Raw genomic sequence first — 24,217 nt, forward strand, 5'->3', positions numbered from 1 at the left:
CTGCTGCTGCCTCCGACCGGTCAGTCCTGGTGGGGCTGGCGTTCGCCGGTGTCGGTGTCGATGTCGATCACCTCGTCCGGGCTGTCGGGGTGGTACTGGATGATGTGTGGTTCGGCGGCACCCCGGCGTGCACCGTCTCGATATGAGAACCAACATCCCGCGAACAGCACCACTGTCACGATCGCTGCGACGACGGTCCAGCCCTCGAACCCGCCGGCGAGGGCCGTGAGAAAGGCCCCCGCAGCAGCTGTTCCCGCCATCAGCAACAGCCAGGTCAGATAATTTTCGGTGACTCGTGCCCAGACGCGTCCGCGGCTGCCCCGTCTCGGGGTATCGGAAGTCGGTGTGTCTGCATTCGGTGTGTTCATCGTGATCGTGAGTCCTTTCCGGGGTCAGTGGTCGATTGGATCAACGCTGTTCGTTCGGTATCAGCGTTCCGAGTGGGTACTACCCGGCGGTCGGTTCAGCTGGGTTGAAAAAGTTTTCCTTGCACGCTGCCGCGGAGAGTGTGGGCGGCGACTGTGCCCCAGGCTGCGAGCAAGGCCGCATACAGTCCGATTGCAAGGGCCTCGACCGCGGCCGACCCCAGAGCGCCGCCGAGGGCAGTGGCACCGGTGACGCAGGTGCCGATGGGGAAGGTGAACGACCACCAGGTCAGTGAGAATGTCAGTCCCTTCTGGGCGGCATGGATGGTGAGGGCGGTTGCGAGGGTGAACATCAAGACGCCGAAGCCGCCCATCGTCAGTCCGTACAGAATGCCGAACACGTGCAGGCCGGTTGCGACGGAGGCGGTCTCGCCGGTGAACACCAAGGGTGCATCGTTGCCGAGCAGGTTCGCGGCGGTGATCGATTGACCGATCATGCCGAGGGTGATCCACACCGTCGGTGCTGCCTGGACCGGCGGGATTCCGCCGTGGACGAGCCGTCCGTAGATGAGCGTCATGGTCAGCATTCCGATGATCAGTGACAGCCCGAACATCGCGTAGCAACCGGACAGCATGGCCAGGCGCCATTGCCCATCCGCGATATGAGGGAGCAGCAGCGCACCGGTGGAGGCGGACACCATCGGCGGTACGACGGGCATCAACCACGCCGGGAGTGCGACGGCGGTCTGGTGATCGTGGGCGGTGATCATCAGGTAGGGCACGAGAATGCTGGTGATCAGCCCGAGGGCTGTGCCAGCGGTCCACAGGACGGCAAAAATCACGGTTGCGGGCGCCGCTCCGATGACGTCTTTGCCCAGCAGCATCGTCCCGGCACCGACGGTCAGCAGCGCCATGGGGGGTGCGCCGTAGAACTGCACCATCACCGGATGCGCGGCGTGCTCACGCGCATACTGCCGGTGTCGGATCCAGTGCACTGCGAAGGCACCGGAGAGTGTGATCAAGGCGACCGACGCTGCGATCCACACGATCGTTGCGAACACGTGCAGTCCGGGGATGTGGGCGGGCAGGGTGGCGGCGGCGTTGGCGACGATACCGGTGCCCATGACCGAGGCGAACCAGTTGGGGGTGATGTGTTCGAAGATCTGGCTCGGGTGGTCGAGGTCGGAGAGCACCGGCCACTTGCGCGGCCGCTCGGTATCGTCGCCGCGCCGAGACGTGATGGAGGAGCGGTGCAGAGCTGTCGTGGTCATGACTTCCAGCGTCCTCGCACACAGTCGTCACCGGTAGACACCGATTACCTGGCCGGTCCCAACCTCAGGTTATGACTGCGGGGATTTGAGGGCGACGACGAGCAGGTCGCTCGACGGTCCTCGCAGTTCACGGCCCGCGGGCCACACGGCACGCAGGAACCGGCGCAGGTCGAGCCCCTCTGTGTGAACGCGGGCCAGCGTTCCGGCGGCGATCTCGGCGGATACCGCGAGGGAGCTGAGTACGGCCGGTGCGAGGCCGCCGATGACGGCAGCTTTGATGGCAGTGGTGGAGGACACCTCGAGCAGTGGCGCGGCGAGTGGGCCCGCAGTCCGGAGCGCACGTTCGAGCGCGAGACGTGTGCCGGACCCGGGTTCGCGGGTGACCAGCGGTGTCGCGGCCAGTTCGCTCGCCGTGATCGTTCGTCGAGCCCATTGATGATCGGGGGCGACGACGACGACGAGTTCGTCGCGGGCAACGTCCTTCGAGTGGAGTCCGCTGGGCAGATCGGGGCTTTCGACGAATCCGATGTCGGCGCGGCCGTCGAGCACCGATGCGGCTACGTCGACAGAGTTTCCGGAGGTGAGAGTCGGTGTGATGGAAGTGTCGTGGGAGCGCAGTGTGATGAGCCATCGCGGTATGAGGTATTCGGCGATGGTGAGGCTTGCGGCGATACGAATGTGGCTGTGGCGGTCGGTGCGCAGCATTGCGATGCTCGTGGCGAGCTCGGCGGCTTCGGCGATGACGCGCTCGGCCCAGCCGGCGACCAGTTCGCCGGTTGCGGTGAGGGTGGCACCTCGCTGCCCGCGATGCAGGAGTGCTACCCCGATGCGGCTTTCGAGTGCTTTCAGGCGTGCGCTCGCCGCTGGCTGCGACATGTCATGCGCCTCCCCTGCGCGTCCGATGCTTCCCAGCTCGGCGACGGACAGCAATAATTCGTAGCTGATCAGGTCGGTCACATGGGTCGGCAGGGGCACGGTGCCAGCGTAGAGACTGCAGTCGTAGCGGGCGCGGAGCCCACAGGCGCGTTTGCCGGAAAAGTCCCCATTCGATGCTCAATGCTCGCGGGAAGTGGAACGGGGTCGCGGCACTGGATCCCGTGGTTCGTTCACCCTCACTGACGCCACCTGCTTTTATCCAGTTCTCGTCACCCAGGATTGCCTTGGTTCGTGCGAGTTGTTTCGAACTTCACCGGTGCTCTCGCAGCGTGAGCTGGGACAAGGCAGGGGATGAGTCGGACGTAGGCGACCATTCCGATCAGCTCCACCAGTGTCTGCGTCACCACGACCACGGCAGCAAGAGACAGTGCTGGTGGCAGCGCGAGCGCCAGCGGCAGAACGACCAACGAATTTCGGGTGGCACCGGAAAAAATCAACGCCCGAGTCGCGGGAACGTCCTGGCGCGTCACCCTGGCCGTCGCCCATCCGACAACCGCCATGACGACCAGGAATGCAACAAAGATCGGCACCACGGCAATCAGCTGGGAGCCCTCGGAGCGGACCGCGTCGATCTGCGACGCCACGACGACCGCAAGAGTGGCCATCATGACCGGCACCATCGCCGCGGCCATCACATCCATGATCCGGGTGCCAATTCGGCGACGACGCGCGAGCGCTTGCGTCAGGGCCGCCAACACCAGTGGAACAACGATCAGCAGCACGAACGCTTCGACAAACGGTGCAATGTCGATGATTTCCACCAACTCGGACCCGACGAACAACCACAGGTAGAGCGGCAGAAACGCGATCTGCAACAACATCAACAGCGGCGCACTCGCGAGCAACCGTTCCGATGCCGCGCCCGCCAACCCGCTGAAGACGATGACGTAGTCGATGCAGGGAGCCAACAACACCAACAGCACACCGACGAATACCGCCTGGCTGTCAGCGACGAACCGGGTCAAAGCAAACACGACGACCGGGACGAGCACGAAATTCAGCACCACGACACTGAGCAAGAACTTCCCGTCGCGCAGCGATGCGCCGATGGCGGAGAACGGAACCACGAGGAACGTGGCGTAAAGCAACACGATCAGTACCGGGTTGATGGCGATCTCGAACGAATGCGCCGACGACGGCGCACCCAAGCCGACAACGGCACCGATGAGCAGGGCCAGCAGGTAGAGCGGGATCTGGAACTTCTCCATCCAGGCCACCACCGAGGTGGCGCTCGATGTGTTCACGAGGTGCCCACCGCGGTGTTCGCAGAGATCAGCCAGGTGCACTCCGGATTGCATGGCGTCGACGCGTCGGGTGTGTCCCCAAGGAGGGACAGTGCATCGGTCAAACTGTCACGCAGTGCGGTCAATTGAGCGATCGATTCGTTCGCGTGAGCGATGTGCGATTCGATGGCGGGGCCGAGTTCGGCTTTGACTGCGGCGCAGGAGTCTTTCTCCCAAACACGAAGGAGAAGTTTGATCTCCGGCAGCGACAAGTTCAGGCTCTTGGCGGCGGTAATGAACGCCAAACGTTGCTGAGCGCGGTCGTCGTAAACGCGGTAGCCGTTCGCCGAACGGTCCGCCGGGAGCAGGCCCTCGCTTTCGTAGAACCGTAGCGTTGTCGCCGGGACGCCGGTCACCGACGACAGCTGTGAAATGCGCAGAGCAGACATGCGCCGAGGATAAACCTTCGAGTCGGGTGGAAGGTCAAATCCTTGACCTTCCACCCAGCTACTGGGCCTAACGTCGGGCCATGTTCCCAGCGAGACCGCGCCCGGACGTCCGGGCGCTCATCCGTCTAGACCTGACGCCTCTCAGCGAGATGAAGGCCCCGTCTGCATGCACGCTCTCAACGGCTGACCAACCTGAGGGTATCGAGTTGTGGGCAACGATCCTCACCTGCGCTACCAGCCGCCGGCGCGTCGATGAAGGACTCGAATTCACCTTCCCGTCACGTAGTGCTCGGAGTCGGAGTGGGTCCGCGATCAGTCGGGTGAGGCTGCCTGAGGGGTCGGTCCGAGCCGGACATTGACCCAGTGTCGGACCGGAGGGATCGACCACATGGTCCACAGTGCGAGGAGCGCAGTGCTGGCGGCAAGAATGCTCGCGGCGACGTCGAGCGGGAAATGTACGCCGAGGTACAGCCGGGAGGCAGCGACGGCGAGCGCGAACAGCACTGATGTCGTGCGGGCCAACCGCCGGACAATTACGTGCGCCCGAGCGGTGAGCAGGACCACAAGCCCGATCATGGCCGCAGCCACCGCTGTATGTCCAGACGGGAACGACCACACGGTGTCGGGAGGAATCAGCCAGAACCGTTGCGGGGGACGGGGTTCGCGGATGCTGTATTTCGCGATTGTCGACACGACGAGGGTAGATGCCATCACTGCCAGGGCCCATGCCGCGTCGACCCGTCGGCCTCTCCACGTGAGCCATGCGGCGATACCGATCGCCACCACGATTCCGACGACCGGTTGTGCGCAGTCCGTGACAAATTCGGCGAGGGCAGTGGCCCAGCCGGCGCGATGAAGGGCGATACGGTCGTGGAACCGCAGACCCGCCTCTGTCACAGCAGTGGTGGAGGCGAGAGTGCCGGCGGCGAGCAGTGCGGCAAATGCGAGCAGAGCGGCGGCAAACGGCCGAATCCACGGACGAGCAGGAAACATAGGTGACTTTCCTTGGTTGGGTTGCGTGGGATGGACGGTGGGGTGCCAGGTGCGGCGACGACCGGTGGCGAGTAGGGCGGCCACTGCGATGACCTGGATTGCGGGAACGACGGTGAGCGACGCGGGAATCGAATGTCGTAGAGCAGATCGGTTTTCGGCTGGGGAACGGATGGCTTTGCCGCTCCGTTCGTCGATCACGAGAACGCAGACGCGCCAGTGCGCCGGCGATCCAGAGGAAGTGCACGGCGATGACGGGGTGGGCGTAACCGGAAACGTCGACGCCCAGAAGCGGCGGCTTGGTGTATGCCACCGGGCCGGAGACCGAGCGCACCATCAGCGCTGCGACCTCGTCGGATGCGGTGACCACACCCCGACGACGAAGGCGGTAGCCCCCCGCGAGGCGAGGGGGCCGGTGATCGAGCGGGCACCTTCGTAGACGAAGTCCGCGAGCATGCTGACCGTCCCGAACGCGACAACGAACCGACACGCCCCCCATCGATGGTCGTGGCGGTTCGGTGGATTTCTTTCTGGAAGCGCGCGGCGGGAACCCGGTGCGGCGGATGGGTCACCGGCGTGTTTGGGCTGCGTCACTATGCTGCCTATCGGTAGCGGGGACGAGGAGGACCGGGCGGTGGGCGTGGCGGGCGAGTGTCGCGGACACCGATTCGCCGACGGCCCTCTCCACCAGTGACATCATCCCGCCGCGGGTGGTACCGATGATGATCATCAGGGCGTCGTTGGCGTCGGCGATCGTGGTCAACAGTCGAGCCGGGTTGCCCCGCCTCGAGTAGAACGCCCAGTTCCCGGGGATGGCGGCCAGCATCGCGCATGCCTCGCGGCGCTCTTGTTCGACAGCGTCGGCGATGCGTTGTTCCCAGTCGTCGCTGTCCGGGTCGATCGGCAGGTCATCGGTGTCGACGATGTGCGCTACATGCAGGAACGCGTTCAGTCGACCGGCAAGGTCCATCGCGTAGGTCAAGGCAGCGTGGCTTGCTGGGTGCCGGTCGAACCCCACGACCAGGTGGCACACCGGTTCTACCGAGGCGGCGGGGCCGTCCACCTGTAGCGGAGCGCGCCAGTCCCCTAGGTCGTCGCAGGAGGCGTGGCTGGGATCGTCCTCGGTCATTGTTTTCTCCTCATATTGTTTTCTCCTCATACGGAAGCCAGGACGAGACCGGCACCGCCGGCGACGACAGTCACCAGCAGGGTGCCGACCGCGTTCAACACGCCAGCGATGTACTTCTGACGTTGGATCAGCCGCACCGTCTCGAAACTGGCGGTGCTGAAGGTGGTGTACCCGCCGCAGAAACCGATGCCCACGATCAGCTGAAGTTCCTGGGGTAGTCCGTGGAAAAGGATCAGTCCGGTGACGAATCCGAGGAGCAGTGATCCGGTCACGTTGATGATCGCTGTCGCCCAGGGAAAATCCGACGCCCGGCGGTGCCTGATGGCCCCGTCGAGCACAAAACGGACGATCGCCCCTGCACTGCCCGCGCAGGCGATCCAGAGTGTCGTCATTGTGTTGCCTCCGCGGGCCGTGTCCGCAGTCGCGCGGCGATCGCGATTCCGGCGGTGGTGGCGACCAGACCCACCAGTACGGTGCCGGCCGCGTAGCTGCCGGCGGCCCACCACTGATGGCTGCGCAGAAACAGATCGGTATCGACGGCCAGTGTGCTGTAGGTAGTGAACGAACCGAGCATCCCGGTGCCCACCAACAGCCGGACCCGCTGCCGCCACCCTGTGTCCGGGCCCAGGCGAGCCAATCCCTCCAGCAGCATTCCGAGCAGGAACGCCCCGACGATGTTGATAGCGAAGGTCGTCACCGGCCAGCCACTCGCGGCAGAGGAACACCACAGTCCGAGTTGGTATCGGAGCGGGGCCCCGACCAATCCACCGACACCGACGGCGGCGATCGCGGACGCTCGCGCATGCAGCGGGCTTGGGGGCGCACTGTCGGGATCGACCGGTAGGGTCGGATTCGGGTCGTGATGGCCGTTCATGGACAGACTCCTTCCACTCAGGGAAAGGAGCCATCAGCCCCAGGGTTGGGGCGGTTCAGACAACCCCCTACGGGGCGGTCTCGGCGGAGATCCATCGCCGGACACCACTATAGCCTGACCAGGGATCGACCCAAGCAGATCCGATGTACGTTCGAGATTCTCGGTCAGCAGGCCGAGGTGTCTATGTGCCAGCGCTGCAGCTCAACAACCGAACCCGGTTGTTGAGCTCGACTAACGGCCACGACGGCACCGGCCACGACGGCACCGGCCGTGCAACGGGTCGGATTGGACACCTGTGTTCGCGTATCAAGCCCGGTATTCCCGATCCGCCGACCACCGCGATCTTCTCAACACGGGTACGTGGCACACGGCGTCACCAAGACGCTGAACATTTCGCCGAACACAGCATTGTCGTCGAACTCAGAGCGGGCACCAGGCTCGGAACCGAGGTTCATTGCCACGCCGCATCGACACGCAGTCGACTAGACCACACTCGAACATGAACTGCGCCACCCAATTTAACCCCACTGCAGTAGGTCGAGAGTGAATCGGGATACTTCGAATCGAACGCATAGAACGTCTGGCGCACAAGCGCACTCAACATACCGGTGACGAGCTACGTCAAAGTCAAAGACTCCAAGGGAACACACACGACGTGTCGAGGGCAATCATGTTCACTGGTAGATCGAGGACTTTTCGATCACAGAAGCTGTTCTATATGGTGGTTGTACGCGTAGCTCGGCGGGATGAATGCTACTGACCGGTGCTCCCGTGTGGTGGGTAAGTGCAGTCGTCTTCTGAACTAGTGCAGTCGTCTTCTGAAACTGACAGTGCCGGTACCCGACGAATAGGTGTCATCCATGTCCCGTTTGCTGTTCGCCAATATGCCTGTCCGCGATGTCGTGGCCACCCGCGCATTCTTCGAGGGTCTCGGCTTCGAGTTCAACGACATTTTCAGCGACGAGAACACCGCCTCGATGATCGTTAGCGACCAGGCGACGGTGATGTTTCTGGCCACATCGAGGTTCGGGGATTTCATCTCCGATTCGATCTGCGACACGACGTCGGCTCGTGAGGTACTGATGTGTATTTCGGCCGACAGCCGCGCCGAGGTCGACTCACTCACGGACGCGGCCATCGCTGCGGGTGGATCGAAGTGGATGGAACCGCAGGATCATGGGTTCATGTACGGCCGAGCATTCCGCAGTCTGGACGATCACGTGTGGGAAGTGATGTGGATGGACCCCTCGGCCGTTCCGACGAGCTGACGTCGCTCAGAGGCGGTCGGGCAGTCCGAATCGATCGAACAGCGACAGATCGAAGAAGCAGGCGACATGCCCGACGCCTCGAGCGTCGACGTCGAGAACGTGTAGTTGGAACGGTCGATGTATTCCGTCCTCGCCCACCATGTAGAGCCCGTACGCAGGTTGGCCGTTCGCTGATGTCGCCACCATCCGCATGTCGCCCGCTCCCTGTGCGGGGCAATTGTTTCGGATGAGAGATCCGATCGTCTCGGCTCCCTGATACCAGCCGACGAACGGGGGCATCTCCCACACCGCGTCCGAGGTGAAGAGTGTGACCAGCCGGTCGATGTCGTAACGCTCGAAGCACTCCACGTATTGGGCCAGGAGCTGGCGCAGTTCGGCAGATTCGATGGGTTCCACGTTGTCCAGTTCCGGAGCGATCTCCTCCAGTCGCTCGCGGGCCCGCTGCAGGAGGCTGTTGACCGCAGTGGTCGTCGTGGCGAGAACCTCGGCGACCTCGGAGGCCTTCCACTGCAACACCTCGCGCATCAACAGCACTGCGCGTTGTCTCGACGACAGATGCTGCAGCGACGCGACGAACGCGAGGCGAACCGACTCCCTCCCCACCACTAACGTGGCCGGGTCGTTCGAGTCGGCCAGATCCGAGTCGGCAATCGGTTCGAGCCACGGCACCTCGTTGTTCTGCACGAGTTCGTCGGTCGGGCCCGAACTCGGCGCGCCCAGCCCGGTAGGAAGCGGACGCTTGGCTCGCCCCTCGAGGGCGGTGAGGCACGTGTTCGTTGCGATTCGATACAGCCAGGTGCGCAGCGACGATCGGCCCTCGTACTTGGCGTACCCCCGCCAGGCCCGGATGTAGGTCTCCTGGAGCATGTCCTCGGCGTCGTGGATGGACCCGGTCATGCGGTAACAGTGCGCCAACAGCTCGCGACGGAACGGATCGAACTGCGCGACGAAGTCGTCGTTCTGCACAGATGCCACGGTCATGCGGAAGAGCTTAAACCGGGTTCGGTCGCATCGACGGCCGATCGCGCGCCACCGCCGGGATTGGTCGGGCCTCTGGGTTAACCTCGGCTCGTGACATCGCTCAGCAGCATCGACGACTTGGTAGAAGAGCTGTATCTGCATCGTCGTCGCGCGTGGGAAGCCGCACTCGTCACCGCACAGAATTTTCTCGAAACCATCGCCGACGAGATACTCGAAGATGTCGACCGAGACAGACTCAATGCCCAGACTGCGCGGATCAAGGACCCCGGCAGATCTGCCGACAAACTCCGTCGCTATCTGTCCGAGGGACGCATCAGCGAGCCCCACGACGCCGACGCCGTGGCCGACGCACTGCCCGATCTGGTCGGCATCAAGGTGCTGTGCAAGACCCCACGGGACCAGCTCTCGTTCGTCACCGCACTCGAGCGCGCGTGTACCGATCCGAAATGCTCGGTGCGGTTCGCGCAGCCTCCCACCGACTACGTCTCGTTTCCCAAGCCGAGCGGATACCGGGCATATCACGCTGTGCTTGTCGTACGAGTGGCCACTCATCAGGGCGACCTCGACGTGAAGGTGGAGGTTCAGGTCAAGACTCGGCTGCAGGACGCGTGGGGCGAGCTGACCCACGAGGACATGTACAAGCCCGGTGAAGCACTCAAACCGACCAAGAAGCACACCGATTACGCCGCGCACATGGCGCACCTGCTCGATCAAGTCGACGCCATGGCCGACGATCTCGCCGCGCAGCTCGACTCGCTGACCGCCGCCTCGAAGGACGGCAGCGTGGTGGCACCCGACCCGATCCCCAAGGACCCCGATTTCATCCGGGCACGCGTCACGCGCACCGGCCCCCGCTACGCCCTGGCCGTCGGTCCGGACGGGCGCCGTGGGCTCGTCCCCGCACGGTCGGTCAAAGCCGTGATCGGCTCGACCGATCGCATCGCAGTCAACGATTACCTCGAGGTGGGCGACTACATCGACGTCGTCGTGGAAGACTCCGAGGACGCGCTGTACTACCACCTGACCTCGCAGCCGCCGCGGCGCACGCAAGGAAAGAAACGCAAGCGCTGACCGGCGTTTCTCAGGAAGATCTCACGTCGGTCCGGTAGACATGCCATCTCGTGACCACTACCGAGCAATCCCAGGTCGTCACCGACGGCGATAGCGTCGCCGCAACTACGACCGGCACACGTGTCATCGGCCGTCTGCGCAGGAGACTCCGGTCTCCCGATGTGATGGTCCCGACCGTCGCGTTCGTACTCCTTGCATCGCTGTACTCGACGATGTCCGTTCTCGGCCACCGTCAACTGCGCACATCGGGCTTCGACCTCGGAATATTCGTGCAGCAGGTCGCGTCGTACTCGCAGTTTCGGGCTCCGACCTCAGATCTGCTGGGCACCGGCTACAACACCCTCGGTGATCACTTCTCGCCGATCACGGCCCTGCTGGGTCCGGTGTACCGCGTCTTCCCTCATGCCGAGACGCTGCTCGTCGCTCAGGCGGTTCTGTTCGCGCTCGCGGTGATTCCGATCAGTCGATTGGCGGTGCAGAAATTCGGCACTGTCGTCGGAACAGTGATTGCCGGCGCGTTCGGCCTGTCGTGGGGCGTACAAGCCGCGCTGAACTTCGACTTCCACGAAGTGGCCTTCGCGATGCCGTTACTGGCAATGTCCCTGGTGGCTCTCGTTCGCGAACGCTGGGTGCCCGCTCTGGCCTGGGCTCTTCCGCTGGTGTTCGTCAAAGAGGACATGGGTTTGACGGTCGTCGTCATCGGCGCGCTGGTTGCCCTGTTCACCACCGGCCGTCCGCGCATCCTGGGAGCGATGACCGCGGTGTGGGGGCTGACCTGGGTGATAGTGACCGTCAAGGTGATCGTTCCCGCGCTGAGCTCCGACGACTCGTACGGCCAGGGCTCGAAATTGCCGCCCATCGGCGAAGGGATCGCCGATACCGCGCACGGCCTGGTTGCCGGGGACTCCCGGGCCGCGACGGCGTTCCTGCTGCTTGCCGTCACGGGGTTCTTCGCGCTGCGATCCCCACTTCTGTTGGTCGCGGTACCGACGGTTGCCTGGCGTTTCCTCAGCGACAACACCAACTTCTGGAAACCGATCTACCACTACAACGCCATTCTGATGGTGATCGTCTTCGTCGCCCTGATCGACGCCTTGGCACGCAGCGAGCGCCACGCCCAGCTGACCGAACGAGGTCGACGAGCGATCGTCGCCTTCGTCGCTGCGTTCGCACTGGTGGCGCTACCGTTCCTGCCCATGTCGCGGATGGTGCACGCCGAGGAGTGGCGTGTCGATCCACAAGCAGCCACTGCCCGCGACATCTCGGCGTGGATCCCGGCCGGTGACCGCGTTGCAGCGTCGAACAACCTCGTGGCACAACTCGTCGCCGACCACGACGTCTCGGTGTTTCCGCAGCGACCGACCGACTCGACCGTCCCGGACTGGATCGTCGTCAACCGAGAACGGCCCGCGGGTTGGCCGACCGACGAACGCGGCGATCGGCAGGCGATCGACCGGGCACTGACCACCGGATACGACGTCGTCTACTCCGTGGACGGTATCGAGGTGCTGCACCGCAACTGAGCGGTCCCTACTAAGGTTTCGATCAGTTCGGGCATTTCGATACCACGGGGTTCTCGAACTCTCGACATTCGACCGATCACGACAGCTACGGCAAGGCAGGTACAGGACATCGACGCTCGAACCGGCGACCTCGGCACCACCCGAACAGCATCGAAGCGGTCACCGTGGAATCGGAAGAATCCGTACCGCGCGCAGGTGTCGAGCAACCGATTGCTGTCCGGTCCCACCTCTGCAAAAGAAGTACGACACTTCTCGATCGACCTCGGTGACAGCGGAATCACCTACGAGGCGGGAGACGGATTCGGCGTCAAACCCGTCAACGACGCCGCACTGGTCTCGGCCGTCATCGACCGTCTCGGTGTCCCCGCAGACACGGCCGTCCACACCAAGTCCGGAGAAATCAGCCTCGCCCAGGCCCTGACCACCGAATACGAAATCGGCATACCCTCGATGGACCTGATAGAAGCCATCGCCGAGCGGGCCGGTGACGCCGAACTCGACCACGTGCTGCAGAACGGCGACCGGGCGTCGTTCGACGCGTGGACATGGGGACGCGACGTCGTCGACGTTCTCGACCTCGATCGGTCGGGTGCTCTCGACCCCGCTGAATTCCTGGGCTTGCTCCGTCCCCTGCAGCACCGCGTCTATTCGATCTCGTCGTCGCCGACAGCGCACGAGGGAAGCGTTCACCTGACCGTGTCGACCGTGAGATATCGATCGGCCGAGCGAGATCGCGGCGGGGTGTGCTCGACGTACTTGGCAGATCGTGTCGGCGACGCGCAGGAAGCGGGAGTGTTTCTTTCGGCCAACAAGTCGTTCCGACTTCCTTCCGACGACACTCCGATCATCATGATCGGTCCGGGCACCGGAGTAGCACCGTTCCGTGCGTTTCTGCATGAACGTCGGGCTCGCGGTGCCTCGGGCCGAAACTGGCTGTTCTTCGGAGACCAACATCGAGCGAGCGACTTCCTCTACGAGGACGAACTCACGGACTTCGAGCGTGACGGTCTGTTGACCAGGCTGGATCTGGCGTTCTCGCGCGACCAGTTCGAGAAGATCTATGTACAGCACCGCATGCGCGAGGCCGGAAAACAGCTGTACGGCTGGCTCGAAGAAGGCGCACAGATCTACGTCTGTGGAGACGCGTCACGCATGGCGCAGGGAGTCGACGAGGCACTCCACGAGGTCGTCGCCGAACACGGTGGGCGCTCCTCCGACGCCGCGGAGGACTACGTGAACGACCTCAAGCGCGCCAAGCGCTATCTGCGCGACGTCTACTGACGGGCCGTTCTTGTCGGACCCCCTCGCTACCGTCACGGGCACAGCAATGAAGTTCTCGTCCGAGTAGAGGGTGTGCACCGTGAACGCAGTGCAGAACGACCATTTCGACTCCACCACCGCGCGTGCATGGGGCACGTTCACCGAGAATCTGCACGCGCACCTGCGGTCGCTGCCGATGCGGGACTACATCACTGTGACGGCCGCGCAGGCCAGCCCGGGCGAGCGCGGGCTCCGGCCGTACATCGACATCGCAGCAACTCGAGACGGGGCTCTGGTGTCGATCGCGTCGCTGCCCTCGCTGCTGTATCCAGAGGCACCCGAGTCGGTCACCCTCGACGTTCAATTGCTCGACTTCGGGTGGCTGGACCGAGGCAAGCCCGTCGCAGACGGGTCGGTCATCGATCTCACGCGAACGGATTCGAGGGCCGACGCTGCTCTCGTCGCCGAGATGGTGACCCGGGCGTTCCGCGAGCTGTGGAACGTTCCCCATCCGTCGTTTCTCAGCGTGTGGGGCGTCGCCGCAGACGGAGCCGCCTCGGGGCCGATCGACCTCCAGCGCGGAATCGTCGGCGTCCGGTCCAGCACTGCCTGGGACAGCCGTGTCGACTCGACACCGACCGATCCCCCGTTCGACATCACCGACGTTCCCGACGAACTGCGATCACTGCACACCCTGTGCCAATTGACCGGTCGCAAACTCGACGCGCAAACAGTGCACTCGGTGTGCGTGGGGGCGGACATCGACGAACTCGGTGTACACGCGCTCGCCCTGCATCGCTCGGCTGCCGCACACTCGAACCGCAGCGCAGCCGAGGGAACAGGCACCTCGATCGCGGTGTGGACAGGACTGGCCCGAACCTGGCTGTTGGTTGCCCGCAGTATCGCAGCTGCAGCCGGATCGGACCGGCACGCCTGTCGCTGAACTGCTACAGAATCCTTCGCCGCAATCCGCTGGCCCGCAGGACCTGACGTTCGACTCCGGCTCGGATGGCCTCCTCGGTGCCGATCACCCGTACATGCGACCGCGCACGGGTGATCGCGGTGTAGAGCAACTCGCGAGTGAGCAGAGTCGATGCCTCGGCGGGCAACAGAACCGACACGGTGTCGTACTGACTTCCCTGGCTCCGGTGAATCGTCATCGCGTACACGGTCTGGACGGCAGAGAGGACGTTCGGGTGAATGAGAACGTGGGCGCGACCCCGCGCGAAGGCAGCCATCGGAGTTCCGTTCTCACCCGACACCACAACACCCGTGTCTCCGTTGTAGATTCGCGCTTCGTGATCGTTGGCCGTCACCAGCAGCGGCTGACCGGGGTACCAGTAGGCGGGGTCGAGGAAGGTCTTGTTCGCTTCTCCCACCCACTCGAGTGCTAGCCGATCCCACAGCGCAACGCCCCACCGCCCCTCACGGTGCGCGCACAGAAGTCGATGCTTCTCCAGTCCCAGCAGCGCCGCGGCGGCGTCACCGCGGGTTGCCGCCGCTGTGACCTCGGCGGCGGTGTCGACCACGTCGGCCCGCAATGCGTCGGTGTCCTCGGGTGCATGGAACGAGATCTGGTCGTCACCGGATTCGAGTAGTTTCATCACCTCGTCACCGCGGCCGTCTCGAACTGCGACGGCCAGACGGGCGATCGCGCCACCGAATCGTCGACCGCGGCTGAGCCGAACCACTCCGCCGCGCAACCTGTCTCGCTCGAATGCACTGAGCGCCGCCTCGTCCGGATCCTCGGCTGCGTCGAAATCCGCGTCGACCAGGTGCGCCAACACAGGGTTCTCGGTGCCAGTGACCGGCCGTGCGACGAGGTCGGCCAACACTGCTCCGGCGTCGACGGACGTCAACTGATCGGGATCGCCCACCAGTATCAACCGCGATTCCGGTCGAACTGCTTCGAGCAGGCGGCACATCATCGTCAACGACACCATCGACGTCTCGTCGACCACCACCACGTCGTAGGGCAGTCGATTGTGGGAGTCATGACGAAACCTGGTCTTGCTGCCCGGTTTCCACCCGAGCAGGCGATGCAGAGTCATTGCTTTCAGTTCTGCCGGGAGACCCAGCAGTCCCGCTTGCTCGGCCACCGACTCCTGCAGACGAGCGGCAGCCTTGCCGGTGGGGGCGGCAAGACCGATTCTCACATCGCTGCCGTGTTCTCGAACCAACAGCGCGAGAATTCGAGCCACCGTGTGGGTCTTACCGGTGCCCGGCCCGCCCGCTATGACCGTGGTCCAGTGCGTCGCCGCGAGGGCTGCTGCAATCCGCTGTCGATCGGGAGGGGTGGTGGGTGCGCCGGATTCGTCGATGAACAATTCGGCCAACGCACGGTCGATCTTTGCACCGTCGACGACGGGGTGCGACTGCGATCGAGCGTCGAGTATGCCTCGAACTGTGTTCTCCTGCAGGTGATATCGATCCAGGTACAGCAGTTCACCCAGGTCGGTGCGCACCAGCTTCAGCGGCGTCAGCGGCCCGTTGGCGCTGCCGACCACGAGCGGGCTGACCGCCAACCCGTCGAGAACGTCGGACAGATCGGGCCAGGGAAGAAGGCTTGGATCCACGTCCGATTCCTCGTCCACCGTGACATCCCGCAGGCGCTGCAGGTCGAGACATATCGATCCGGATCGCACTGCGCGCACTGTCAGAGCCGTGGCGAGCAGCACCGGTTCGGAGGCTTCCCCGGCCAGGGCACCGAGCCGCAACGCCACGTGCACGTCGGCCGCTGTCAGTACACCGGCGTCGTTGAAGGACCGCAGAATTCCGCTGCCTCGCAGCGCCGTCGAGACACTCGTCATCGTTGTACCTTTCCGGCGAGCAGATCCGACAACTCGACCACCAGTGCCGCAGGCGGATCCCAGTCGAACACACCGCAGCCGGCCGGAGTCTGCGGCCCCACCATGCCCCGAACGAACAGGTACCGTACTCCGCCGAGATGCGTCTCCGGCCGGTAGTTCGGTTGCCGCCATCGCAAATACCTGTGCAACGCAACGGCATACAGAATGGCCTGCAGCGGATAGTGCGACCGCATCATCTCCTGCGCCATCTTCTCGCGCGTGAAATTGCCGGTCGTCAGATCGCCTCGGGCCAGGCGGTTGGTCTTGTAGTCGACCACGATGTAGCGAGGGCCGGGTACCCGAAGAACGGAGTCGATACTTCCGGTGAGAAAGCCGCGCAGTGGGGTGACTTCCACTGCATCGAGCAGATCGGCGTAGTCCGCGAGGACATCCGCCGGGTCGAGATGTCGACGCAGCAGCTGCGCAACCGATGTCAGAGTCACGCTCGAGTCCACCGGGTCGTCGCCTCCGGCCAAGGGTAGCTCGAAATCCAGCTCGGCCAGGTGGTCGTTCGGCGCGATGTCGCCCAGCGTCCCGAAGCCCAGCGGTGTCTGCATCACCGGCAACAGGGCGGCTGCCAGAGCCGTCGGATCGACATCTGCCATTCGTGAGGCAACGGCAGCTCTGCAGCGCTGCTCGAGTTCGGACAGTAGATCGGCTGCGGAGGTATCGACGTGCTCGAGGGCCTCGTGCACCAGGGTTCCGAATGCGGCACCGGCCGGCATGCCGTTCATCGGTGACGCGATCCCGTCCACGGGCTCGTCCGGGTTCGCGCTTCCCAGCGGAGGTTCGACAGGCTCATCCGCTTTCTCGGGCCGCTCGGCCTCACTGGTCACCCCCACCTCCGGCTCGACGGGCGACGCATCGTGCGCGTGAGCGGTCAAGGCCGAGTACGACGTTCGACGCCACAGCAGATCCAGAGCACGCCCGAAGCGAGCGGCAGTGACGTCGCGGTGTTCCTCCTCGGGGCGCACCCACTGCTGATCCGAGGGTGGTGTGGGGCCGACTGCCTCGATCGAGATCAGATCCGCTGACGGACCGACCCAGGACTGCAAGCGGTTGGCGGTGGTGGCGTCGTCGAGCACCTTGTACGACGGCTCCGGCTGCGCAATCCCCGGAATGCGGCCGAACAGCATGCGGTGCAACGACGACGTAGCAGTGTTGCGTCCCGGTGCCCACCACAACACCACCTGACACTGGGCTCTGGTGAGTCCCACGTACAGCAGCCGTAGTTCTTCTCCGGCTTCTTCACGATCGTTGACGAGCTTCCGTGCTGCGTAGCCGGCCCCGGAGGGACCGCCGACGTCCCGGATGCGGTGGCCGTCCTCGTGCAGCAGCAGGGTCGACGGTGAGCTGAAGTAGAGCGTGTCCCAGGCGTACGGAAGGTAGACGACGGGAAATTCCAGCCCCTTGCTCCCGTGCGTTGTCATGATCTGCACTGCCGCCGAGTCACTGTCGAGTCGGCGGCTGCGATCGGTGGACCCGCCGGCTGCCGGTTCCTTGATTCGATCGGTGAGCCACCGAGTGAGAGCGGTGATTCCGTACGATTCGGATACCGCTGCACGATTGAGTAGTTGGGCGATGTGCCGCAGGTCGGTCATCGTGCGCTCCCCTGCCTCGACCGCGAGCAACCGAGCATCGAGACCCGACTGCGCCGACACCCGCTCGAACACTGCCGCGAAACCCGCCTCGTCGAACAGCACGGAGTACTCACGCAGCCGGCTGCTCACCTGCGACAGAGCGTCCTCGGCTCCGGAATCGAGTTGGGCGGCAGTCCAACCGAGCAAAGGTGTCAGGGCTGCGAGTCTGACGCGGTCGGTGCGGTGCGGTTGTTCGATCGCTTGCAGTAGCCACAACCAGTGTCGAGCACTGTCGGTGCCGAAGACGCTGGTGCTGCTCGACACCACCGACGGCACACCCACTGCGTCGAGTGCATCTCGAATCAGCGCAACCTGTTTGGTCGTGCGAGTCAACACCGCAATGTCCCGCGGTTCGACCGTCCTCGGCCCGTCCGGCCGGTCCATGACGGCGTTCCCTGACAGGAGCGTCACGATCTCGGCCGCCACATCCGCAGCCACCCGAGAGCGAAGTCGATCCACCGCCGGAAATCCCGAACGTAACGGCCCTGCTCCGGTGCGCGGGAGATAGCGCAGCCGCAGCGGAGGATGTCCTGCCATGCGCGAGAACGGGTTCCGCGCTTCGACGCGATGGACGACGATATCGTCGTGTCCGAGAGCGGCACCTCCGTAGAGATGGTCCAACGCGTCGAGGAGCCCGGAGTCGCTACGCCAGTTCGCCGTCAGCTCGTACAGATGATCGGCCGACTGCACCGCATCCAGATAACTCAGCACTTCGGCACCGCGGAAAGCGTAGATGGCCTGCTTCGGATCTCCGACGAGGATCAATGTCGTGTAGCCGTGAAAGGCCCGGCGCAAGATGTCCCACTGCATGGGGTCGGTGTCCTGGAATTCGTCGATCAACACGACACGGAACCGGTCTCGCACGCGCGCGCATGCTGCCTCCCCGTGCACGGGATCGGACAACACCGAGTGCAGCAGTCCGAGTAGATCGTTGTAGTCGCGGATGCCGAGAAGACGTTTGCGACGCTCGACCTCACGGCGGGCCTCCCGAGCGAACTGCACCCGCAGGGCGGCTTCCCGGTTGCCGTCGTCACCGTCGAGGTCGTCGATGTCGGGGTACAGGATCGACTGTTGATCTCCGACGGCAGCCGCGGCCAGTTGTTGGGCGTCGCGTCGCCCGAACGGTGGTGCCTCGTCATCGCCGCTGAACATCTGCAGATACAGATCGTCGACCACCTGCTCGAGCAGATCCGACACCGACTCGACGAACGTGGATTCGGGTTCGCGCTCACCCGCGATACCCAGCCCGTCGAGCATGCGTTGACAGAAGCTGTGCGTGGTGACGATCGTCCCGGCGTCGAAGTCCGACAGCGCTTTACGCAGTCGCCGGCGCCGCCTGTCCACTTCCTCGTCGTCTGCCGCGGCGAGAAAGGCGACGAGAGGGTCGCGCGCACCACGCGCAGCGTCCGGATCCCCGAGGTCTCGGGCGATCGACGCGAACCGGCTGCGGGTGCGATCGCGCAGTTCCTGGGTCGCGGCCCGACTGAACGTCACCAGCAGTAGATCCGAGATCTCGGCCAGTCCTTCGGCAATGTACCGCGCCGCAAGTCCGACGATCGCGTACGTCTTGCCCGTTCCGGCGCTGGCCTCGAGCACGGTCGTCCCGGTCGGCATCGGACCGAGGAGGTCGAATCCGCGTGCGGCGGTCATGCGTTCCCCATGTTCTCTGCGGTCAGCAATGGATCCCACAACCGGCGGGAGAGAACTCCGAAGCGGCTCTGCTCGTTCGCGGGGTCGGTCTCGTCGTCGAGAGGGCTCGGATCGAGCAACGTTCCGAACGAGAGCGACGGGCCGTGCACGTATCGCAACGATCGGTCGGTGCCGTCACCGAAATCGCCGCGCCACGCCCAACCGGCAGATTCGTAACCGTCCTCGATCGATCCGCCGCCGAACCGCTTCTCCGCGTAGGCAGCTGCCGTCCCGGTCGAGATCGGCAGCGGCGCAACCAATCCGCGATCCCGCAGGTCCACCACGTCACGGAGTACCGCGAGGGGATTCGGAGGGGTCGTCAGGCGGGACCGGCGAGGCGGACGCATTCCGCTGGCGCGCCCGATGGTGACCGCGCTCCACTCCCCCGGCTCGGACGCTGCCACCGCCAGCAGACGCACCCACGCCGCGAGCCTGTGCTTGGCCGCCAGCCGTGAATAGGACGAACGCACGAGTGTCCGGTCGTGAATGCCGATGACGGTACCGGTCAGACGTCGCCCATCACCGAGATCGACCACGATGTCGGTGGTCTCGGCCGGGCCGTCGTGAAACGGCGCGGCCGCGTCGGCGATGATTCCGACGACTCGGCGGATGTCGGACATCTCGCGTCGACCTTGATGAAACGGAGGCAACGTGCCTCGCCGCCACTCGGCGTCGGCGAATTCGCCGATGTCCGTGCCGGCCAGCACCGCTGCCAACATCCGATCGCCGATGTTCCACCGAGACAACGGATCCAGTTCGATGTCGAGACTGTCCGCCAGATTGTCTTCGAGCTCGGGAACTCGAAACCCGAGACGTTGACGCAGAAACGCCTGAACCGGATTCTCCACGAACGCGATCACGTCCGCGAGTTCCACGTCGCCCGAATTCGCTGGGGGCAGTGCATCTGGCAAGAACAACGGCACCGGTACGGACGGTCGCTGCTGAGACACGGCGCCCGCCAACGCCACCGTGTCGAAGCTGAACGGGTGTCGGGCCTCGAAATTCCGAGGATCGAAGGGCTGCAGTGGATGCCGGTGTTCGACGCTACGGCCGGCGGTCACGTCGAGGACGTCCATCAACTCGCGCAGTGGGATCGCGGGCGGCTTGGTCGATCCGTCGACGGGGTCGGCACCGGTGTAGAAGAGCAGTAGCTTTTCTTCGGCGGACATCACGGCGTCGAGCAGTAGCTGTCGGTCCTCGCTGCGGGTGTCGCGTTCGCCGACGGCCGGGTCGCGTGCGAGGACGTCGTCTCCGTCGAGGCTGCCGACACGGGGGAACACCTCGTCGTCGAGACCGAGAAGGATCACGACGCGGTGCGGGACCGATCGCATCGGCACCATCGTGCACACGGTGAGCTCTCCGGTGCGAAAGTTCGCTCGGGTGGGGCGGCCGGTCAGCCGGCCACCGAGCATGGCGCGCACGTCCGCCAGCCGCAGCTCGGCGGTGTCGCCGTGTTCGGTGGCCTCGGCGATCTCGCGATGCGCTTGCGCCAATTGCCATTCGTCGGCGGTGGGCACGTCGGCAAGCAGATCGAGGGTGCGGCCGAGCTGCCGCGTCCATTCGGTCACCGGGGCGCGCCCGGACAGCGCCCGTAGTACCGAGGCGAGCCGGTCGACCAGCTCGGCGAATCGGCCCGCAAGCCCGATGTCGTTACTGTCCACGTCGTCGAGGGGCAGCGCGAGGTCGAGATAGTCGTTCCCACTCTCGTCCGCCGCTACCCCGAGGAGAATACGGTCGAGTGCGGACTTGAAGGTGTTCTGCCGAAAGTTGTTCAAACCGAAGGATTCTCGTTGTCGCACCGTCAAGCCCCAGCGGGCTCCGGACGTGGCGACCCATTCGCGGAGGCGTTCGAGGTCGTCGTCGGTGAACGAGAACTTCTGCCGCACCGGGCCGCTCGCCGCGAAATCGAGTAGTTCGCTGGCCGTCACTCGCCCCTCGGAAAAGTCGAGCACCGTCGCCACCACATCCAGTACCGGATTGGTGCGACGCAGGCCCCGATCGGCAAGCCGGACCCGCAGTCGATGACCGGGATGCACCAATGTGGCCTGGCCGAAATTGGCACGGATCAGCGGCGCATAGGTCTCGACGTCCGGGCACATGACGAGCACGTCACGGGGTTCGAGAGTCGGGTCGTCGGTGAACAGATGCAGCAGAGACTCGCGCAGCACCTCGACCTGGCGAGCAGGCCCATGACATGCGTGAATCTGTACGGTGCCGTCGGCGAGCGCCGGATCGCCGACCGTCGTTGCGCGAGAGGGCACTTCGTCGCCGGCGATGTCGGATTGGATCGTTCCGAGCAAGGTCCGCGTTGGTTCGGGCCCTTCGTGGTGCACGGTGTGATCGGCGATCGAGCCGATGGTTGCCTGCAGTTCCCGCACGTCGCGCGACAGACTCGCCAGCAGCGGGTGCTCGACGGCCAGAGCGGTCACGTCGTCTCGTCGTCGGGTGGCTGCTGGGATGTCGGCGAGTGTGGCCCACATCGACGGGCTGGGGTGTGGGATCCAGATGTGGACGTCGCGGTGGTGCGCGAGCGCGTGCAGGATGTCGAGTTGGTCGGCGGTCAGCCGAGTCGGACCGAACACCGACAACCGGGAAGGTAGGTCCACCGCGTTCGGTTCCGATCGCAGTGTCGAACACGTATCGGGAAGGCGCTCGGCGGGACTCGGACTGCCGATCCGCTCGCGTACCAGGCTCCATATCCGCGGTTGCCACGTCAGGTCGTCGTCCAGTTCCTGGCCGAGCCCGTCGGTGAATCGTCCGGCGCGCCAGTCGCGCAGCATCTGGGGTCGCTGAGATCCGTAGGCGCGGAACAGCTCCGCGATGTGCGCGGCCGTCGACCAGCGGCGCCCTACCCGATGATCGTCAGACCCCGAACCCAGATGCTTGGAGAGCACCGCGGCCCACGGTTCGGTGCGGCAGTCGTCGATCACCGACAGCGCGGTCCACAGCACTCGACTGTGAGACCACGGGTCGTCGTCGGGATCGATGCCGTCGACCTCGGAGATGGTGCGCGCGACCAACCTCGCCGGGCTCGGAAACTCGATGTTCGCAGCTATTCCATCACCGTCCGGAGCACCCAGGACGCTCGACAGACGCTGGGTGAGCCACCGCTCGACACCTCTCGCCGGCACCGACACGATTTCGGGTACGAAGGCATCGGGCAGCGGCTCGGACAGTACATCGGCGAGGGCTGCAGCGAGCGTTCCTGCACGTTCGGCGCGGTGGAGCGTCAACACGGTCGAAGTCCCCTGCCTGCTCGTCTGAGAACGCCCGAATTCGGACTGGTGACGACCCTACTCGAGCCACCGACAAGTTCTGTCCGGTGAGTCGAGCCCTCGGCACCGGTCCGTATGTGCAGAACCCGACAGCAACGGAGGAGAACGGCATGTTCAGATACATTTTCGCGGTCGTGGCGGTCCGGGATATCGATATCGCGAACGCTTGGTACGAGAAGTTGTTCGACCGTCCGGCGGACAACAATCCGATGTCGACACTGGTGGAGTGGCAGGCCGCTCCCGGAGCATGGGTGCAGGTGACCGTGGATTCCGAGCGTGCAGGCTCGTCGCTGTTCAATGTGGCGGTCGACGACCTCGAATCGTTCGTGTCGGCTGCCCACTCGCGCGGAATCGACTTCGCCGACATCGTCGAAGCGAACAAGGGCGTTCGGCTGTCCACGGCCACGGATCTCGACGGCAATTCCATCACCGCTATCGGCGGTTTTCGCGAGCACTACTGAGCCGGGGCGTGCCGTCTCGGCTCGAGGTGTAACGACGCTCGCACGCGGTGCGACATGGTGGAAGGAAATGCGACCGCCCGGTTCGGAAGAACGTGGGGTTGCTCCCGTCTCGCGGACACCCTTCGCCGCGAGGCCGACACCCCGTGACCCGAGGACGATCCGACATGACCAGTGCCTACCCACCACCGTTCCAGCGCCCCGCACCCGAGCCAGCTCCTTCTCGACGCCCTCTCATCGGTGTGATCATTGCCTGTGGCGCAATCATTTTCGGTGCCGTCTTCTTGATCGGAGCGATCGCATCGTTCGAATTCGGTGCAGTACTCGTCGGAGCGTTGATGGTCGCCTCGGGCATCGCGTATCTGCGGTTGTCCCCCGAGCGTGGACGCAAGGGTTGGGCCGTACCGGCGATCGCTGTTCTTCCGGCATTGATCGTCATGGGAATGACGGGATCGACCGAACCCGAGAAGGTGGCCGTCACCCCGGTCGCGGCCGTGCCCGCGCTACCCACCGTGACGACGACCTCCGCACGTCCGACGACCACCACACCGGCACCGACCACGACGACCACGGCCGCACCCACAACAGAGCCCGTCGTTGCGATCGTGGAAATACCGACGACGTCGGAGTACATCCCCGATCCCGAGCCCGTCTACATTCCCGAACCTGTCTACATCCCGGAGCCGGTATACACACCCGAGCCCGTCTACACCGTTCCCGCGCCGTTGGCAGCGGTGCCGGAGAGCGTCTACTACAAAAACTGCACAGCTGCGAAAGCCGCGGGCGCGTTCAATATCAATATTGGCGAACCCGGATACCGCCCGGAACTCGACGGCAACAGCGACGGCGTCGCCTGCGAGCGCTAGCTGTAATGAGCAGGGACGTTGTGGACGGCGTGGCAGCGACAGATAGGTGAGGACCTCCGGTATCGGTGTGGTTACCACAACTGCACCGACAACCGAGAGG

The 24,217-nt window shown here is 64.6% G+C and carries 19 protein-coding genes and 1 pseudogene; 7 read left to right on the plus strand and 13 right to left on the minus strand.

The features are described 5' to 3' along the window. Window positions 1-20 precede the first annotated feature (20 nt). From CH285_RS12335 to CH285_RS12380, 9 genes are all read right to left on the minus strand, one after another. Window positions 21-368 (minus strand): hypothetical protein, encoded by a 348-nt coding sequence (locus CH285_RS12335; protein WP_051364864.1) that lies wholly within the window; start codon window positions 366-368, stop codon window positions 21-23. Between the two features lie 95 nt (window positions 369-463). After that, window positions 464-1,636, minus strand: coding sequence for a TDT family transporter (locus CH285_RS12340; protein WP_080729195.1), 1,173 nt, complete (start codon window positions 1,634-1,636; stop codon window positions 464-466). A gap of 69 nt (window positions 1,637-1,705) precedes the next feature. Beyond that, window positions 1,706-2,611: a LysR family transcriptional regulator gene (locus CH285_RS12345; RefSeq protein ID WP_230074817.1), complete on the minus strand. Its 906-nt coding sequence runs from the start codon at window positions 2,609-2,611 to the stop codon at window positions 1,706-1,708. A gap of 170 nt (window positions 2,612-2,781) precedes the next feature. After that, the gene (locus CH285_RS12350) at window positions 2,782-3,780 is read right to left on the minus strand and encodes an arsenic resistance protein (RefSeq protein WP_373454731.1); all 999 of its coding nucleotides are present in this window, start codon (window positions 3,778-3,780) and stop codon (window positions 2,782-2,784) included. Window positions 3,781-3,812: 32 nt separating this feature from the next. Next, on the minus strand, window positions 3,813-4,244 hold the full coding sequence (locus CH285_RS12355; RefSeq protein WP_094642844.1) for a MerR family transcriptional regulator: 432 nt from the start codon (window positions 4,242-4,244) through the stop codon (window positions 3,813-3,815). A gap of 312 nt (window positions 4,245-4,556) precedes the next feature. Further along, a complete protein-coding gene (locus CH285_RS12360; protein WP_051364869.1) occupies window positions 4,557-5,435 on the minus strand; it encodes a phosphatase PAP2 family protein in 879 nt (292 codons plus the stop codon). A gap of 367 nt (window positions 5,436-5,802) precedes the next feature. Beyond that, window positions 5,803-6,363, minus strand: a complete 561-nt coding sequence (locus tag CH285_RS12370) for a universal stress protein (RefSeq protein ID WP_027494243.1) — start codon at window positions 6,361-6,363, stop codon at window positions 5,803-5,805. 26 nt (window positions 6,364-6,389) lie between these two features. Beyond that, window positions 6,390-6,755, minus strand: coding sequence for a fluoride efflux transporter CrcB (gene crcB / locus CH285_RS12375; protein ID WP_027494244.1), 366 nt, complete (start codon window positions 6,753-6,755; stop codon window positions 6,390-6,392). Continuing rightward, window positions 6,752-7,237 carry a fluoride efflux transporter FluC gene (locus CH285_RS12380; protein ID WP_027494245.1) on the minus strand — a complete coding sequence of 162 codons (486 nt, stop codon included), beginning with the start codon at window positions 7,235-7,237 and terminating at the stop codon, window positions 6,752-6,754. The genes crcB and CH285_RS12380 overlap by 4 nt, the downstream gene beginning before the upstream one ends. Window positions 7,238-8,097: 860 nt before the next feature. Between CH285_RS12380 and CH285_RS12390 the strand changes: the two genes are divergently transcribed. Continuing rightward, entirely contained in the window at window positions 8,098-8,505 is a 408-nt protein-coding gene (locus CH285_RS12390; RefSeq protein ID WP_094642845.1) for a VOC family protein, read from the plus strand. Between the two features lie 6 nt (window positions 8,506-8,511). Here CH285_RS12390 and CH285_RS12395 read toward each other — a convergent pair whose 3' ends face one another. Further along, the gene (locus tag CH285_RS12395; RefSeq protein ID WP_027497693.1) at window positions 8,512-9,486 is read right to left on the minus strand and encodes a sigma-70 family RNA polymerase sigma factor; all 975 of its coding nucleotides are present in this window, start codon (window positions 9,484-9,486) and stop codon (window positions 8,512-8,514) included. 90 nt (window positions 9,487-9,576) lie between these two features. Between CH285_RS12395 and CH285_RS12400 the strand changes: the two genes are divergently transcribed. The 4 genes and pseudogenes from CH285_RS12400 to CH285_RS12415 all read left to right on the plus strand — a co-directional run bounded on the left by CH285_RS12400 (window position 9,577) and on the right by CH285_RS12415 (window position 14,283). Further along, entirely contained in the window at window positions 9,577-10,557 is a 981-nt protein-coding gene (locus CH285_RS12400; protein ID WP_027497694.1) for a GTP pyrophosphokinase, read from the plus strand. Window positions 10,558-10,607: 50 nt separating this feature from the next. Then, window positions 10,608-12,080, plus strand: a complete 1,473-nt coding sequence (locus tag CH285_RS12405; protein WP_176458471.1) for a DUF2079 domain-containing protein — start codon at window positions 10,608-10,610, stop codon at window positions 12,078-12,080. A 111-nt stretch (window positions 12,081-12,191) separates the two neighbouring features. After that, window positions 12,192-13,361: pseudogene (locus CH285_RS12410) on the plus strand (sulfite reductase subunit alpha); the annotation flags it as partial. Between the two features lie 79 nt (window positions 13,362-13,440). Next, window positions 13,441-14,283 (plus strand): TY-Chap domain-containing protein, encoded by an 843-nt coding sequence (locus tag CH285_RS12415; RefSeq protein WP_051365199.1) that lies wholly within the window; start codon window positions 13,441-13,443, stop codon window positions 14,281-14,283. A gap of 4 nt (window positions 14,284-14,287) precedes the next feature. On the opposite strand, the gene recD is transcribed toward CH285_RS12415, so the two are convergent. Genes recD through recC form a run of 3 tightly spaced genes read right to left on the minus strand, consistent with a single transcriptional unit; the run spans window position 14,288 to window position 22,754 of the window. Next, a complete protein-coding gene (recD, locus tag CH285_RS12420; RefSeq protein WP_094642848.1) occupies window positions 14,288-16,150 on the minus strand; it encodes an exodeoxyribonuclease V subunit alpha in 1,863 nt (620 codons plus the stop codon). Then, a complete protein-coding gene (locus CH285_RS12425) occupies window positions 16,147-19,479 on the minus strand; it encodes a UvrD-helicase domain-containing protein (RefSeq protein ID WP_094642850.1) in 3,333 nt (1,110 codons plus the stop codon). The genes recD and CH285_RS12425 overlap by 4 nt, the downstream gene beginning before the upstream one ends. Further along, window positions 19,476-22,754 carry an exodeoxyribonuclease V subunit gamma gene (gene recC / locus CH285_RS12430; RefSeq protein WP_094642852.1) on the minus strand — a complete coding sequence of 1,093 codons (3,279 nt, stop codon included), beginning with the start codon at window positions 22,752-22,754 and terminating at the stop codon, window positions 19,476-19,478. The genes CH285_RS12425 and recC overlap by 4 nt, the downstream gene beginning before the upstream one ends. Before the next feature lie 149 nt (window positions 22,755-22,903). Between recC and CH285_RS12435 the strand changes: the two genes are divergently transcribed. Beyond that, the gene (locus tag CH285_RS12435) at window positions 22,904-23,254 is read left to right on the plus strand and encodes a VOC family protein (RefSeq protein ID WP_027497699.1); all 351 of its coding nucleotides are present in this window, start codon (window positions 22,904-22,906) and stop codon (window positions 23,252-23,254) included. Between the two features lie 164 nt (window positions 23,255-23,418). After that, on the plus strand, window positions 23,419-24,117 hold the full coding sequence (locus CH285_RS12440) for an excalibur calcium-binding domain-containing protein (RefSeq protein ID WP_081701635.1): 699 nt from the start codon (window positions 23,419-23,421) through the stop codon (window positions 24,115-24,117). Window positions 24,118-24,217 lie beyond the last annotated feature (100 nt).

This window comes from Rhodococcus sp. 05-2256-B1, assembly GCF_002258465.1.
GTDB lineage: Bacteria > Actinomycetota > Actinomycetes > Mycobacteriales > Mycobacteriaceae > Rhodococcoides > Rhodococcoides fascians.